Genomic DNA, 13,522 nt, shown 5'->3' with positions numbered 1-13,522 from the left:
AAGAGCGACGAAAAGGGAAAAACCCGGATGGCATTTCTCCCGATGTCCCTGATATGGTCCGGCCGATTTCGAAGTTCAAGTGCGTCGCATAAGACGCCGCCAGAGAGGAACGCATGTCCGGAAGACAGAAGGTCATCATCGACACCGACCCTGGGCAGGACGACGCCGTCGCCATCCTGCTCGCGCTGGCGAGCCCGGAACTCGATGTGCTCGGCATTACCGCCGTCGCCGGCAACGTGCCGCTGAGGCTTACCGAAAAGAATGCCCGCAAGATCTGCGAGCTCGCCGGGAAGCCCGAAACGAAAGTGTTCTCCGGCGCGGCCCGGCCGCTGGTGCGGCCGCTCGTCACCGCCGAGGAGGTGCATGGCAAGACGGGTCTCGACGGCCCAAACCTTCCCGAGCCGACCATGCCGCTGCAAACGCAGCATGCGGTCGATTTCATCATCGAGACGCTGATGACCGAAGAGCCGGGCACGGTGACACTCTGTCCGCTCGGCCCACTCACCAACATCGCCCTGGCGCTGATCCGGGAGCCTAGGATCGCGCCTCGCGTCAAGCAGATCGTCCTCATGGGCGGTGGCTTCTTCGAGGGCGGCAATGTCACGCCGGCCGCCGAATTCAACATCTATGTCGATCCGCACGCCGCCGATGTCGTGCTGAAGGCCGGCATTCCGACGGTCGTTATGCCGCTCGACGTCACCCACAAGGCGCTCACCACCGCCAGGCGGGTCGCAGCCTTCCGTGAGCTGGGCACGCGTGTCGGCATCGCGACGGCGGAGATGCTCGAGTTCTTCGAACGTTTCGACGAATCGAAATACGGCACCGACGGCGGGCCGCTCCACGACCCTTGCGTGATCGCCTATCTGCTGAAACCTCAGCTTTTCAAGGGCCGCGAGTGCAACGTCGTGGTCGAGACGGCATCCGAGCTGACCATGGGCATGACCGTGATCGACTGGTGGGGCGTCACCAAGCGGCCCAGGAATGCCATGGTGATGCGCGACATCGACCATGACGGTTTCTTCGAACTTCTGGTGGAGCGGCTGGGCAGGCTTTGACACCTGCCCCCGCCAAGCCGCTTTTCATTTCGCCCGAGAGAAGGCCAGCCACACACCGCCGCCGATCAGAAAGCTGCCGCTGATACGCGACAAAAGCCTGACGCGGCTGGCGGTCAGCGCCTTGCCGGCGCGGCCGGCGACCAGCGCGAAAGCGCTATCGGATACGGCAGCGAAAAGCATGGCGGTAAGGCCCATCAGAACGATCTGGAAGGCGTGGCTTGCGGCCGGGTCGATGAATTGCGGGAAGAAGGCCCCGAAGAATACCAGCGTTTTCGGATTGCTGGCGGCGACGAGGAAGCCCTGCAGGAAAAATCCGCCGCGCGGCGCCACGGGCGCGCCCTCGGCATCGAGCCTGCCGCTCGAGCGGAACATCTGGATGCCCAGCCAGATCAGATAGCCGGCGCCGATCAGGCGAATCCATTCGAACCAATGGCCGGCAGCCTCGATCATCGAAGTCAGGCCGATGCCGACGACCGCGATCATCATGGCGACGCCGAGTTGCGTTCCCGCCACGTTCAGGAGGCCAGCCCGCGTGCCATGCCGGATGCTCGACGCGACGATGAGGGTCACCGTAGGGCCCGGCACAAGCACGATGACGATACAAGCGATCACATAGGCGGCGTAAAGCTCAAGCGACATGTCTCTCTCCCGCGACCGCGAGACGCGGCACTCGAGATCAATACACAGCCCGCGGATCGACGCAATCTCGCTGCGGAGCTACGCCGCCCCGGCCGGCCAGGGCAGCGTCGCCTCGTAGGCGGCCGCCGCCCGGAGCACGCCGAGATCGCCCCGCGGCCGGCCGATCAGTTGCATGCCCATCGGGCGGCCGAGAGCGTCGAACCCCACGGGAACGTTGACGGCCGGACAGCCCGCAAGCGAAGCGAATGCCGAGACCTCCATCCAGCGATGGTAGCTGTCCATCGCGCGGCCCGCGACTTCCCTCGGCCAGTGGGTTCCTACGGCGAAGGGAAAGACCTGCGCGGTCGGCAGGGCAAGAAGATCGTAACGGTCGAAGAGCTCCAGCACGGCGCCGTGCCAGGCCGAGCGGGTGATGGAGGCCGCATAGATCTCCGGCGCGGTCAATCGCGCCACGCCTTCCGCTTCCCAGACGGCTTCGGGCTTCAGGAGCGGGCGCCTCTCAGGATCGTCGTAGTGAAGCTTGAGACTGCAGCCGCTGGTAGCCTGGCGCAGTACCTTGAAAGCGGTCCACAGAGCCTCGAAATCGAATCCGGGGACCAGCGTGTCGGAACGAAAGCCTGCCGTCTCGAACCGACGCAGGGCGGCCTCGCAGAGATCCAGGATGCCTGCCTCGAACGGAAGCCGGCCGCCGAGATCGCCGAACCAGGCGATCCGTCCGCCGGTCGCGTCGCGTTCCAGTCCATCGAGATAGGATCCCTCCCCGTCATGCGACAGCGGTGCGCCTGGGTGATAGCCGGCCTGCACTCCGAGCAGCAGCGCCATGTCGCGCACATTGCGCGCCATCGGCCCCTCGACGCCGATCTGCGACAGGAATATCTCGTTCATAGGTCCGGCCGGCACGAGACCTTGCGACGGCCTGAACCCATAGACGTTGTTGTAGGCGGCCGGGTTGCGCAACGAACCGCCGAAATCGCTGCCGTCCGCGACCGGAACCATGTCCAACGCCAGCGCGACGGCCGCGCCGCCGCTCGAGCCGCCCGCCGTCAGCGCCGGATCGAAAGCATTGAGAGTCGGACCGAAAACGTTGTTGTAGGTGTTCGATCCCAGGCCGAACTCCGGGACATTGGTCTTGCCGATGATGATGGCCCCCGCCTTGCGCATGCGCGCGACGAAGAATTCGTCCTCCTCGGGCACGAATTCCGCGAAGATCGGCGAGCCGAAAGTCGTCCTCAAGCCCTTGGTCAGCGCCAGGTCCTTGATGGCCACCGGCAGGCCTAACAGCGGGCCGGCAGAAGCGTCCTCGGCCAGCGCCTGGTCCGCGGCTTCGGCTTCTTCGAGGATCGCCGTCCTGTCGCGCAGCGAAACGATGGCGTTGACATGCGGGTTCACCGCCTCGATGCGGTCAAGAAACGCCGAGGCCACTTCTCGCGCCGAGAATTTCCGGCGCCTTATGCCATCGGCGAGATCTACAGCCGGAAGACGGCAGATGTCGCCGGCCGGCGGCAGGTCGTGCTTGGTGGCGGGCCGCGTCATCTCGGAAACCATGGCTCAGTCCTCCCTGCGAGCGAGAGCGGCGTCGACCTCCGCCTTCAGTGGAATGGACGGCTGCGCGCCGGGTTTCAGGCAAGCGAGCGAGCCCGCCGCCGCGGCGCGGCGCAAGGCTTCCTCGAGGGAAAGGCCGGCGGCCATCCCGGCCGCGAGATAACCGCAGAACGTATCGCCGGCGCCGACCGTATCAACCGGAATGATCTCCAAGGAATCGACCCGTATGAGTCCGGCCGGGGTAGCGGCCAGCGCCCCGTCCCCGCCCAGCGTGACAACGATGGCGTGCCCGGTCCTCGCCGCGAAATCCAGCATGCGCTCCTCGCGCGAGTTGCCGCGCAACGCAAGCTCCCGGGCGTAGAGGTCGAACTCGGTCTCGTTAGCGATCACATAGTCGGCCTTGGCAAGAAAATCCAAAGCCTCGGCGCGGAAAGGCGCGGTGTTGAGCAGCGTCACCGCACCGGCTTCGCGGGCAGCGGCAAGGGTCGCCTCGACAGCCTCGAGGGGGATCTCGTGCTGAAGGAGAATGTGCTCACCCTCGGCCAGGCCGGCGGCCGCAACATCGGCCACCTCCACCGTGGCATTGGCCCCGGGCACCACGGCGATCATGTTCTCGCCGTCGCCGCCGACCAGGATCAGCGCTGTGCCCGTCGGTTCCGCCGTTTCGCGCACTTTGGAGAGGTCGACGCCGCCCTCCTTCAGGAGCGCAAGAGCTTCGATGGCAAAGCTGTCACGCCCGGTCGCTCCGATCATGCGCACGGCTCCACCCGCACGCGCCGCCGCCAGGGCCTGATTGGCACCCTTCCCGCCGGGTGCGGTGCCGAATCCATTGCCGAGCACCGTCTCGCCAGGTCCTGGCAACCGGCCGACCGTGGCGATGAGGTCGAGATTGATGGACCCGATGATGGTGATCACGTCTGTCTCCCCGGTGGTTTGGCCGGGGAGGCTAGCTTGCGGACGCCAGCTTGGAAAGTCCGTTCGATCACCTCCGGCTAGCGCGAACGCCTGGCCGGCTGCCGAGCAGGTTTGCGTGGTTCCGCCCGCCCTTTACCATACCGGCGGCAATAAGGATTGACCTTTGGGCAAGCCCCTCATCGGCCTGCCGGCCACTTCTCCCCGTCAGGACGGGGAGAAGACCGATGTCGTCTCCACTTTCGCCAATCGCCCGCCGTTGGCGACTGGCGAACCCAAGCGGCCGGCGTCTCTCTCCCCGTTCTTCACGGGGAGAGATGTCCGGCAGGACAGTGAGGGGCCACTTGCGACCGGTCAAAGATCGACGCCCATGGTATCAGCCCCCCACCTGCCCCGCTTCCCAACCGAGGATTGCGCGCTTGCGGGTGAGGCCCCAGTGATAGCCGGTCAGCGCTCCGGTCTTGCCGAGCGCCCTGTGGCACGGCACGACGAAGGAGATCGGATTTGCGCCGATGGCCGCGCCAACCGCCCGGCTCGCCTTGGGCGCGCCGATCTCGGCGGCGATCGAGGCATAGGTGCGCGCCCTGCCCATCGGGATCTTCAGCAACGCCTCCCAGACCCGGACCTGGAAATCGGTGCCGATCATCACCACCCGCAAAGGTTGGTCGGCGCGCCACAGCTTCGGGTCGAAGATGCGCGCCGCGTAGGGCGCAGTCGCCGACATGTCCTCGACATAGGTGGCGTTCGGCCAGCGTCCGCTCATATCCGCGAAGGCGACACGTTCGTCGCCGGCGTCATTGAAGGACAGCCCGGCGAGACCGCGATCGGTGACCATGATAAGGGCCACGCCGAAAGGCGAGAGATGAAAGCCGTAGCGGATGGTGAGGCCGGCGCCGCGCGTCTTGTAGTCGCCGGGCGACATCGCCTCGTGGGTGACGAAGAGATCGTGCAGCCGCCCCGGGCCCGACATGCCGACTTCCAACGAGGCTTCGAGCAGGGGCATGCCGGCATCCAGCAGGCGTCTTGCATGATCGAGGGTGACGGCCTGCAGGAAACCCTTCGGCGAGAGGCCGGCCCAGCGCGTGAAGAGCTTTTGCAGCCCGGTCGGGGTCTCGCCGACTTCGGCGGCAAGCGCCTCCAGGGAAGGTTGGTTGCGGTAGTCGAGGCTGATCTTCTCGACAATACGGCGAACGACCTCATAGTCGCTGCCCTGCGGCGTGACATCGTTCTTGAGAATTGCGGTCGGTGCGTTCATGTCGATAACTCCTTGACCGCGAATATCGCCCCGGACGGCCCGCTTCTCCACCCGTTTCCTGCAACTTCAGGATTGCTTCGCCCAGGCTCTACCCACGCTTGGCCTTGGCCAGGGCGCCGGAGAAAGCGGCGGCGAAGCTCTCTCGGTCGTCGGGGTTGAGAAAAGAGCCGATCGACACGTTTTTCCCCTGTCCCTGGACCGCCATGCCGGTGATGCCGATCTCGTCATGCCGCGCGATCGAAAAACGCGCCCAGAACGGATTGAACCGGTGAGCCTCGGCGCGGCCGGAAGGAGCGATCTTGGTAATGTCGAGGCTGGTCCGCGACACCGATATCAGCTCTCGGGCCCGAGCAGCCCGGTAATTCACGCGAAAAGCGATATAGACCAGCAGGACGTCCAGACCGAAGAAGCCGAAGATCGGCCAAGCGCCGTGGGAAAGGAATATTGCTCCCGTGATCATCCAGCCGAAAAGCAGCGAACCCATGAGGATCATGAAGCCGGTACGGCCAAGCGAGCGGTGCGGCATCAGCAGCGCCCGAAAAAATGGTTCGTCCGCGGCGAAAGAGGCGGTTGTCTCGCTCATGCGACCGATTATAGAGGCATGATGCGACAGGCGAAAACCCAAAAAAAGCCCAGCGACGCCACGTCACGGCGAAAGGTCCCGAAGCCGGGCCGCCGCGGCAAGACCCTCTACACGCCCGCCGAGATCCATGAGATCTTCCGCCGCTTTTCCATCCAGCGGCCGGAGCCGAAGGGGGAGCTGGAGCACGTCAATGCTTTCACTCTGCTGGTCGCGGTCGTGCTTTCCGCGCAGGCGACGGATGCCGGCGTGAACAAGGCGACCCGGCCGCTCTTCGCGGTGGCGGATACGCCCGAGAAGATGGTGGAGCTCGGCGAGGAACGGCTCGGCCGCTATATCCGAACGATCGGGCTCTGGCGCAACAAGGCCAAGAACGTGATCGCGCTTTCCCAGGCGCTGATCCGCGATCATGGCGGTGAAGTTCCGGGTGACCTCGAAGCGTTGGTCGAACTGCCGGGCGTGGGGCGCAAGACAGCCAATGTCGTGCTCAACATGGCTTTCGGCCACAAGACCATGGCGGTCGACACCCATATTTTCCGGATCGGCAACCGGATCGGGCTTGCGCCGGGCAAGACGCCGGAGGCGGTCGAGCAGGAACTGATCCGGATCATCCCTGACGAATACATGCGCCACGCACATCATTGGTTGATCCTGCACGGCCGCTATGTCTGCAAGGCGCGCAAGCCGGACTGCCAGCTCTGTGTGATCGCCGATCTCTGCAAGTGGCCGGAGAAGACCAATTCCGTTCCGGCTCCCCTGGTGCCGGTTGCTTCGCTGGTCGAAGCCGCTCAGTAACCGATGCCTCTGGCCATGACGGCGGCGAAGAGCAGGACAAAGGCAAACACCGCGACTTCGGCCTGCAGGAAACCACGCAGGGCGGAAATCTCGGCATCCGGCACGACATAGCCGGCAACCCCGGCCGCCTGCTTGCGCCATCGCTGGATACGCGCGGTCGGCTGCAGAGACAGAAGACCGACCCCGACGAAGGCCACCATCTTCGCCCAAAAGGCCCAGTAGTAGACATAATATTCCCATCCCTTGGCGCCGAAGACGACACGCCCGGCGCCGATCAGGATGACCAGACCGGCAAGCGTCCCGTAGGCGCCATCGAGACGCCCGAGCAGTACCAGGCCTTTGACCGCCAATCCCTGACGGATCAGCACCAGCTCCGCCGCCAGAACGCCGGCCAGCAGGAAGACAGCGAAATGATGCAAAACGGCCAGAGCCAGATCGATCAGTTCCATGCCGGGTCCCTCAATTTGACAATGTAAAGTCCAGATATCGGATTATCTTGACACTGTCAAATTCATCGCTCCGCGCACCGGCCGCACCTCTGTCAGGGCGGAGAGGGCATCGATTGACATCACGCAGCTGACGGCCGACGCTGCGCCATGGCCCTGAAACGTGACCGCAACCCCATGCCCGGCTTCGTCCGCGATGCCCTCGTGGAGGAAGAACTGATGGCTGCCTACGAGGCGCGACCGGACTATCAACAGAACGACTATCTCTGGTGGATTGCCAGTCCGAAACGCGAGGAGACGCGCCGGAAGCGCCTCGCCCAGATGGTCGACGAGCTGAAGCGCGGCGACGTCTATATGCGAATGGCCTGGCGGGGCGGCCGCTGAGCTGGCCGGCTCACGCCGCTCGGCGCAGCGTAACCCCCGATGCCGAGAATTCCGGATCCCCTGTGGACAACATCTTGTGCAGATGAACCATCATGGCGGCCGCGAAGAGCGGGGTCAGGAGATTCAGAAGGGGAACGGCCAGAAATCCCGCGATCACCAGGCCGGCCAGGAAGATCGTACCTGAATGCTTGCGCCGCATCGCCTTCGCTTCCGCTTCCGACCGGAACCGCATGGCGGCGAACTCGAAGAACTCGCGTCCGAGCAGATAGCCGTTGACGAGGAAAAAGGCGGCTATGTTGATGCCTGGGATGAGCAGCAGGAAAAGCGCCACGATATTGCCGAGAACGACGACGCCGAAGAACTTCATAGAGAGGATCAGTCCGGTCAGGATCGGCACCGGCTTGCCGGGCGCCTCTCCTGGATAATCGGTCCGCTCGACGACTTCGGCGACATCATCAAGGAACAGGCCGGCTATGACGGCCGTCACGGGCGCGATCAGCAGGGCGAGCCCCAGCGCGAGACCTATGCCTGCCAGCAGGGCGGCGACGAAGGCCAGCCACCCGGCCCAGGACGGGAACCCCGGCAAAAGCACGTCGATCCACGGCAGCGCCAGCCAGTCGAAAATTTCCTTGAGTCCGAACCAGAGGCCGACCAGCGCCAGGAGCGTCAGGCCGAGCGACTTCAGGAAAACGGTCCGGAACTCCGGCGTGAACAGGCGGAAAAACGCGGCGCGCGCTGCCTCGACGATCATGTTGCGAACCCTTCCATCCCGGCCGAGATAGGCGGCTTGTCGAGGCATCGCAAGGGACCGACGCATTCTCTCCGCCGCCGCGGCACGGGCCGACTGCACTTTTGTAAAAAAGGTCGGTTTCCATTTTCGGGCACGATGCTGTAGACCCGCGCCCGGCCGGCATGGCAGAAGGCCTATCGCATCGGACCCGTTCGAGATTTTTGGGAAAGCGATGCGTAGATCGAAGTGACAGAGCCGCGCGTCCGAACGGGCGCGCGTCGTTGTAGGAACCAATGGTTTTTCGGAGAAGTTGATGGCCGATTACGACGTTCTTTGCATCGGCAATGCCATTGTCGACATCATTGCCCAATGCGAGGAAAGCTTCCTCGTCGAGAACGGCATCATCAAGGGGGCCATGAACCTCATCGACGCCGATCGCGCCGAACTGCTCTATAGCCGGATGGGTCCGGCCATCGAAGCCTCGGGCGGCAGCGCCGGCAACACGGCCGCCGGCGTGGCAAGCTTCGGCGGACGCGCGGCCTTCTTCGGCAAGGTCTCGCAGGATCCGCTCGGCGAAATCTATACCCATGACATCCGCGCCCAGGGCGTCGCCTTCGACACCATGCCTCTTTCCGGCCGGCCGCCAACGGCCCGTTCCATGATCTTCGTGACTCCGGACGGGGAACGCTCGATGAACACCTATCTCGGCGCCTGCGTCGAGCTCGGACCGGAGGACGTCGAGGCGGAAAAGGCAAGCGGCGCCAAGGTCACCTATTTCGAAGGTTACCTGTGGGATCCGCCTCGGGCCAAGGAGGCTATCCGGCTCACGGCGCAATACGCCCATGCCGCCGGAAGGGAAGTGTCGATGACGCTCTCCGATTCCTTCTGCGTCGACCGCTATCGCGGCGAATTTCTCGACCTGATGCGTTCCGGCACGGTGGATATCGTTTTCGCCAACAGCCACGAGATCAAGTCGCTTTACCAGACCGCTTCCTTCGACGAGGCACTGGCCGCCATCCGCAAGGACTGCAAGATCGCAGCCGTCACGCGTTCTGAGAAAGGCTCGATCATCGTGCGCGGCGACCAGACGGTGCCCATCCAGGCAACGACGATCAGGGAACTCGTCGACACCACCGGCGCCGGGGACCTCTACGCGGCCGGCTTCCTCCATGGGTATACCCAAGGCCGCAGCCTCAGGGAATGCGGCGATCTCGGCTCGCTCGCCGCGGGGCTGGTCATCCAGCATATCGGCCCGCGCCCCCACAAGAATCTCAAGCACGAAGCCGAGCAGGTCGGGCTCCTCTGATAGCCCCTGTTACTTGATATCCTCCGGCCGCCGTCCCGGCCGGCTGCGATAGGCAGGGAAGGTCCATCCGAATCTGAGCGCGCCGCCGCGCACGACGAAGGCTGCGGCGAAGGCCGTCAGCGCCGCGGCCATCTCGGCAACGCCGAAGAAATGGACCAGCAGCGTATAGGTCGCCGCGCCGACCACGGCGGCTGTTACGTAGATTTCGGGCCTCAACAGCACGGATGGCTCGCCGGCAAGCACGTCGCGCGCAATACCGCCGAAGGTTGCCGTCAACATGCCCATGACCAGCGCAATCACGGGAGAGCCGGTCGCGTCCAATCCTTTGTCCGCGCCGAGAACCGCATAGGCCGACAGGCCGAGCGCATCGAGCCAGAGCAGAAGCCTGTAGCGGGATTCCACGAGATGGGCGGTGAAGAACACGACGATTGCCGCCGCGGCGCAGACCAGCACATAGCCATGATTCACCGTCCAGAATACCGGCACATCAAGGATCAGGTCGCGCAGCGTGCCACCGCCCATGCCCGTCACGCTCGCCAGGAAAAGGAAGCCGATGATGTCGAGCTGCTTGCGCGAAGCAGCGAGCGCCCCGGTGGCGGCAAAGACGGCAACGCCCGCATAGTCGAGATAGAGAATCGGGTTCATTCGGCCTCTCTTGCGCGCAAAGCCTGCTCTCTCGAAAGAGGGCAGCAAAACAGGCCGAAATCAACCGCCGCCGCGAGGCGACGGCCTGGAGAGCTTCCCAGCGTCTTAGCTACGGACACGGAGGGCGGATTTGCGGCACCCTGATCCGCACTCCGCCTCCGGGCGCAGAGCTCAATTCCGCATGGATCCGAGCGCTAGCGAAGTGCGGCCTTCGAGGCTCGCTCAGGCGTCCTTTTCGGCCTGCTCGTTGACCGGGCCGGGCTCTGCGGGTGCCTCGGCCGGAGCCTGCTTCGGTCCGCCCTTGGAAACACCGACCATCGCAGGCCTGAGAACGCGGTCGCCGATCGAATAGCCGGGCTGCACGACCTCGACCACCGTATTGGCAGGTACCGTGGGGTTCGGAACCTCGAACATGGCCTGATGGAAGTTCGGGTCGAACTTCTCGCCCTGCGGAGAGAGTTTCTTCACGCCGTGGCGTTCGAGCGACGACAGCATCGCGCGTTCGGTGAGTTCGACACCTTCGATCAGCGCCTTGAAGCCGGCATCACCGGCAGCTTTCGCCTCCGCGGGAATCGCGTCGAGCGCGCGCTGCAGGTTGTCGGACACCGACAGCATCTCGCGGGCGAAATTGGCGATCGCGTAGGTACGGGCGTCTTGGAGTTCGCGCGCAGTGCGGCGGCGCAGATTCTCCATGTCGGCCGCGGCGCGCAACGCGCGGTCCTTCAGCTCCTCATTCTCCTTGATCAGCTTGACGACAACCTCGTAATCGCCGCCGATCTCTGCTCCGGCTGCAGCTTCGCCAGCCGTCTCGTTTTGTGCGATTTCCTCGGGCGTGCGTTCGTCTTTTGCCTGATCGCTCATCACCGTCCTCGAAATGGTTCCTGAAGTCGCGCCCGATATCGAGGTTCAGCGTATAAAAATCAAGGGGCGGAAGGGATTCCATTCCTAAGCGGTCTTGCGTGGCTCGACCCCGCTTCATCTGCTCTTGTCAGGAAATCCCCACACCGCCGACGGGTTCGGTCCGCACGCTGGAATCGAAGCCGGCAATGAGTGGACGCGCCTCGGCGATCGTAGCCTGGACTTCCGGCAGGGACAGCGAGGCCTTGTGGCTCGCCTCGCCGTCCCATACCTCGCTAATCCAGATCGCGTCGAGATCGGCCAGGTCCCTCGCCACAACGTAGTTCAGGCAACCCGGCATGGCATCGGTGCTCCTTAGGAGCAGCGCGATCAACTCATCGCGTTTGCCGGGCTGGGAACGCATCTTGACGATCAGACCGAACATGCTCTCCTCCCTAGCGCATCATCCGGCTGATGACCTGCGCGGTATAATCGACCATCGGTACGATCCTGGCATAGTTGAGTCGGGTCGGACCGATGACCCCCAATGCGCCGATGACACGCGAATCCTTATCGCGATAGGGCGCCACTACCAACGAGGAGCCCGAAAGCGAAAACAGCTTGTTCTCCGAGCCGATGAAAATGCGCACACCGGAACCCTGCTCGGCGAGGTCGAGCAATTGCATGAGGCCGTCCTGCGTCTCCAGATCCTCGAACAGGTGCCTGATGAGGTCGAGGTCCGCCTGCGCGGTGACATTCTCGAGCAGGTTGGCGCGGCCGCGCACGATGAGCCGCGCCGGCAATCCGCTCTCCGCGCCGGCCCATACAGCCAACCCGCGCTCCACCAGATCCTGGGACAGCGTATCGAGCGCGGCCTTGGTCTCCTCCTTGATGCTGGCGATGTCGCTGCGCGCCTCGGCGAGCGTGCGGCCCCGAATATGGGCGTTGAGGAAGTTCGAGGCTTCATGGAGCTGCGAGGCGGTGACGCCGGCCGGAAGGTCGATCACACGGTTCTCGACATCGCCGCTCTGCGAAACCAGCACGGCCAGCGCGCGCGAAGGCTCGAGCTGGATGAATTCGATATGCTTCAGCGGCACTTCGTTCTTGGCGGCCAGGACGAGTCCTGCCCCACGGGACATGCCGGACAGCATCTGGCTGGCCTCGATCAGCATGTGTTCCAGCGTCGCGCCGCTGCCGGATGCCTTCACCTGGGCTTCGATGACGCGGCGCTCCTCGTCGGAGAGATCGCCGAGTTCCATGAAGGCGTCGACGAAGAAGCGCAGGCCGCGCTGCGTCGGAAGCCGGCCAGCCGATATATGTGGCGCGTAGATGAGGCCGAGCTGCTCGAGATCGCTCATCACGTTGCGCACGGTCGCCGGCGAAAGCGATTGAGGCAGCATGCGCGACAGATTGCGCGAGCCCAGCGGCTCGCCGTCCCTCAGATAGGTTTCGACGATCTGCCGGAAGATGTCGCGCGAGCGCGTGTCGAGCGATTGAAGGGTCTGGTCCGTGACGGGCTTCGTCATTGTCGATGAAACCTCCTGCCGGAAGATGATATAGACAGGCGGGAGCGGAACACAACTGCCCGTGGCGTCCGGTTTTCCTTTGCGCTGATGCCGGTAGGGGGCTAAGAACCGCCCACGATTCAAGTCCAGAGAAAGAGCCGATGCGCCCCTCCAAACGCCAATTCGACGAAATGCGCGCCATCACCTTCGAGCGCGGCGTGTCGAAACACGCTGAAGGCTCGTGCCTGGTGAAATTCGGCGACACGCATGTCCTGTGCACGGCGAGCCTAGAGGAAAAGGTGCCGGGCTGGATGCGCAATTCCGGCAAGGGCTGGGTGACCGCCGAATACGGAATGCTGCCGCGCTCGACCGGCGAGCGCATGCGCCGCGAGGCTTCCGCTGGCAAGCAGGGCGGACGGACCCTGGAGATCCAGCGCCTTATCGGCCGCTCGCTGCGCGCCGTGGTTGACCTGCAGGCGCTGGGCGAGCAGCAGATCACCGTCGACTGCGACGTGCTGCAGGCCGACGGCGGAACGCGTACTGCGGCGATCACCGGCGGCTGGGTGGCCCTGCACGACTGCCTGCGCTGGATGGAGGCGCGCAGCATGGTCAACGTTGCCAAGGTCCTGAAGGACCATGTCGCCGCCATCTCCTGCGGTATCCATGAGGGCCAGCCGGTGATCGACCTCGACTATCTCGAGGATTCGGCAGCCGGGACAGACGCCAATTTCGTGATGACAGGCAAGGGCGGCATCGTCGAGATCCAAGGCACCGCGGAGGGCGAGCCCTTCACCGAGGAACAGTTCGCCGCTTTGCTGGGCCTGGCCAAGAAGGGAATCGCCCGACTGGTCAGCCTTCAACAGATGGCGGTTGCCTGAACAGGGCACAAGT

General features: G+C 64.3%; 16 protein-coding genes. 5 read left to right on the top strand and 11 right to left on the bottom strand.

The features are described from left to right. Positions 1 to 113: 113 nt before the first annotated feature. Positions 114 to 1,055, top strand: coding sequence for a nucleoside hydrolase (locus ACCO56_RS22025; RefSeq protein ID WP_433642996.1), 942 nt, complete (start codon positions 114 to 116; stop codon positions 1,053 to 1,055). Between the two features lie 24 nt (positions 1,056 to 1,079). Here ACCO56_RS22025 and ACCO56_RS22020 read toward each other — a convergent pair whose 3' ends face one another. From ACCO56_RS22020 to ACCO56_RS22000, 5 genes are all read right to left on the bottom strand, one after another. Further along, positions 1,080 to 1,694, bottom strand: a complete 615-nt coding sequence (locus ACCO56_RS22020; protein ID WP_433642995.1) for a LysE family translocator — start codon at positions 1,692 to 1,694, stop codon at positions 1,080 to 1,082. A 78-nt stretch (positions 1,695 to 1,772) separates the two neighbouring features. Then, the gene (locus ACCO56_RS22015; RefSeq protein WP_433643046.1) at positions 1,773 to 3,227 is read right to left on the bottom strand and encodes an amidase; all 1,455 of its coding nucleotides are present in this window, start codon (positions 3,225 to 3,227) and stop codon (positions 1,773 to 1,775) included. A 15-nt stretch (positions 3,228 to 3,242) separates the two neighbouring features. Continuing rightward, the gene (locus ACCO56_RS22010) at positions 3,243 to 4,151 is read right to left on the bottom strand and encodes a ribokinase (RefSeq protein WP_433642994.1); all 909 of its coding nucleotides are present in this window, start codon (positions 4,149 to 4,151) and stop codon (positions 3,243 to 3,245) included. Positions 4,152 to 4,524: 373 nt separating this feature from the next. Then, on the bottom strand, positions 4,525 to 5,403 hold the full coding sequence (locus tag ACCO56_RS22005) for a methylated-DNA--[protein]-cysteine S-methyltransferase (protein WP_433642993.1): 879 nt from the start codon (positions 5,401 to 5,403) through the stop codon (positions 4,525 to 4,527). Positions 5,404 to 5,491: 88 nt separating this feature from the next. Beyond that, positions 5,492 to 5,986, bottom strand: coding sequence for a DUF2244 domain-containing protein (locus ACCO56_RS22000; RefSeq protein WP_433642992.1), 495 nt, complete (start codon positions 5,984 to 5,986; stop codon positions 5,492 to 5,494). Between the two features lie 21 nt (positions 5,987 to 6,007). Here ACCO56_RS22000 and nth point away from each other — a divergent pair, with 21 nt between their 5' ends. Further along, on the top strand, positions 6,008 to 6,778 hold the full coding sequence (nth, locus tag ACCO56_RS21995; protein WP_433643045.1) for an endonuclease III: 771 nt from the start codon (positions 6,008 to 6,010) through the stop codon (positions 6,776 to 6,778). On the opposite strand, the gene ACCO56_RS21990 is transcribed toward nth, so the two are convergent. Beyond that, the gene (locus ACCO56_RS21990; protein ID WP_433642991.1) at positions 6,772 to 7,227 is read right to left on the bottom strand and encodes a DUF2214 family protein; all 456 of its coding nucleotides are present in this window, start codon (positions 7,225 to 7,227) and stop codon (positions 6,772 to 6,774) included. The two genes, nth and ACCO56_RS21990, sit on opposite strands and share 7 nt — an antisense overlap. Before the next feature lie 147 nt (positions 7,228 to 7,374). Between ACCO56_RS21990 and ACCO56_RS21985 the strand changes: the two genes are divergently transcribed. Next, positions 7,375 to 7,608: a YdeI/OmpD-associated family protein gene (locus tag ACCO56_RS21985; RefSeq protein WP_433642990.1), complete on the top strand. Its 234-nt coding sequence runs from the start codon at positions 7,375 to 7,377 to the stop codon at positions 7,606 to 7,608. Between the two features lie 10 nt (positions 7,609 to 7,618). Here ACCO56_RS21985 and ACCO56_RS21980 read toward each other — a convergent pair whose 3' ends face one another. After that, entirely contained in the window at positions 7,619 to 8,359 is a 741-nt protein-coding gene (locus ACCO56_RS21980; protein ID WP_433643044.1) for a sulfate transporter family protein, read from the bottom strand. Positions 8,360 to 8,651: 292 nt separating this feature from the next. On the opposite strand from ACCO56_RS21980, the gene ACCO56_RS21975 reads away from it, so the two are divergent. Next, positions 8,652 to 9,644: an adenosine kinase gene (locus tag ACCO56_RS21975; protein WP_433642989.1), complete on the top strand. Its 993-nt coding sequence runs from the start codon at positions 8,652 to 8,654 to the stop codon at positions 9,642 to 9,644. Positions 9,645 to 9,653: 9 nt separating this feature from the next. Here the strand turns inward: ACCO56_RS21975 and ACCO56_RS21970 are convergent, their stop codons facing one another. The 4 genes from ACCO56_RS21970 to hrcA form a co-directional block, all read right to left on the bottom strand. Next, positions 9,654 to 10,289: a trimeric intracellular cation channel family protein gene (locus tag ACCO56_RS21970; protein ID WP_433642988.1), complete on the bottom strand. Its 636-nt coding sequence runs from the start codon at positions 10,287 to 10,289 to the stop codon at positions 9,654 to 9,656. 222 nt (positions 10,290 to 10,511) lie between these two features. Beyond that, positions 10,512 to 11,150, bottom strand: coding sequence for a nucleotide exchange factor GrpE (grpE, locus tag ACCO56_RS21965; RefSeq protein ID WP_433642987.1), 639 nt, complete (start codon positions 11,148 to 11,150; stop codon positions 10,512 to 10,514). Positions 11,151 to 11,277: 127 nt separating this feature from the next. Then, positions 11,278 to 11,571, bottom strand: coding sequence for a putative quinol monooxygenase (locus tag ACCO56_RS21960; RefSeq protein ID WP_433642986.1), 294 nt, complete (start codon positions 11,569 to 11,571; stop codon positions 11,278 to 11,280). A 10-nt stretch (positions 11,572 to 11,581) separates the two neighbouring features. After that, the gene (gene hrcA / locus ACCO56_RS21955; RefSeq protein ID WP_433642985.1) at positions 11,582 to 12,652 is read right to left on the bottom strand and encodes a heat-inducible transcriptional repressor HrcA; all 1,071 of its coding nucleotides are present in this window, start codon (positions 12,650 to 12,652) and stop codon (positions 11,582 to 11,584) included. A 140-nt stretch (positions 12,653 to 12,792) separates the two neighbouring features. Here hrcA and rph point away from each other — a divergent pair, with 140 nt between their 5' ends. Beyond that, positions 12,793 to 13,509: a ribonuclease PH gene (gene rph / locus ACCO56_RS21950; RefSeq protein WP_433642984.1), complete on the top strand. Its 717-nt coding sequence runs from the start codon at positions 12,793 to 12,795 to the stop codon at positions 13,507 to 13,509. Positions 13,510 to 13,522: the final 13 nt, after the last annotated feature.

The sequence above is a fragment of the Mesorhizobium sp. 1B3 genome (assembly GCF_050958605.1).
Taxonomy (GTDB): domain Bacteria; phylum Pseudomonadota; class Alphaproteobacteria; order Rhizobiales; family Rhizobiaceae.
Note: the sequence above shows the minus strand (reverse complement) of the source record. Positions and strands in the feature narration are given on the sequence as shown.

Bases quoted from the DNA above. Each gene is read 5' to 3' on its own strand.
- ACCO56_RS21975 (WP_433642989.1), top strand. From the start codon at position 8,652: ATGGCCGATTACGACGTTCTTTGCATCGGCAATGCCATTGTCGACATC.
- ACCO56_RS22005 (WP_433642993.1), bottom strand. From the start codon at position 5,403: ATGAACGCACCGACCGCAATTCTCAAGAACGATGTCACGCCGCAGGGC.
- rph (WP_433642984.1), top strand. From the start codon at position 12,793: ATGCGCCCCTCCAAACGCCAATTCGACGAAATGCGCGCCATCACCTTC.
- ACCO56_RS21960 (WP_433642986.1), bottom strand. From the start codon at position 11,571: ATGTTCGGTCTGATCGTCAAGATGCGTTCCCAGCCCGGCAAACGCGAT.
- ACCO56_RS21980 (WP_433643044.1), bottom strand. From the start codon at position 8,359: ATGATCGTCGAGGCAGCGCGCGCCGCGTTTTTCCGCCTGTTCACGCCG.
- hrcA (WP_433642985.1), bottom strand. From the start codon at position 12,652: ATGACGAAGCCCGTCACGGACCAGACCCTTCAATCGCTCGACACGCGC.
- nth (WP_433643045.1), top strand. From the start codon at position 6,008: ATGCGACAGGCGAAAACCCAAAAAAAGCCCAGCGACGCCACGTCACGG.
- grpE (WP_433642987.1), bottom strand. From the start codon at position 11,150: ATGAGCGATCAGGCAAAAGACGAACGCACGCCCGAGGAAATCGCACAA.
- ACCO56_RS22000 (WP_433642992.1), bottom strand. From the start codon at position 5,986: ATGAGCGAGACAACCGCCTCTTTCGCCGCGGACGAACCATTTTTTCGG.
- ACCO56_RS22020 (WP_433642995.1), bottom strand. From the start codon at position 1,694: ATGTCGCTTGAGCTTTACGCCGCCTATGTGATCGCTTGTATCGTCATC.
- ACCO56_RS21970 (WP_433642988.1), bottom strand. From the start codon at position 10,289: ATGAACCCGATTCTCTATCTCGACTATGCGGGCGTTGCCGTCTTTGCC.
- ACCO56_RS22025 (WP_433642996.1), top strand. From the start codon at position 114: ATGTCCGGAAGACAGAAGGTCATCATCGACACCGACCCTGGGCAGGAC.
- ACCO56_RS21985 (WP_433642990.1), top strand. From the start codon at position 7,375: ATGGCCCTGAAACGTGACCGCAACCCCATGCCCGGCTTCGTCCGCGAT.
- ACCO56_RS22015 (WP_433643046.1), bottom strand. From the start codon at position 3,227: ATGACGCGGCCCGCCACCAAGCACGACCTGCCGCCGGCCGGCGACATC.
- ACCO56_RS21990 (WP_433642991.1), bottom strand. From the start codon at position 7,227: ATGGAACTGATCGATCTGGCTCTGGCCGTTTTGCATCATTTCGCTGTC.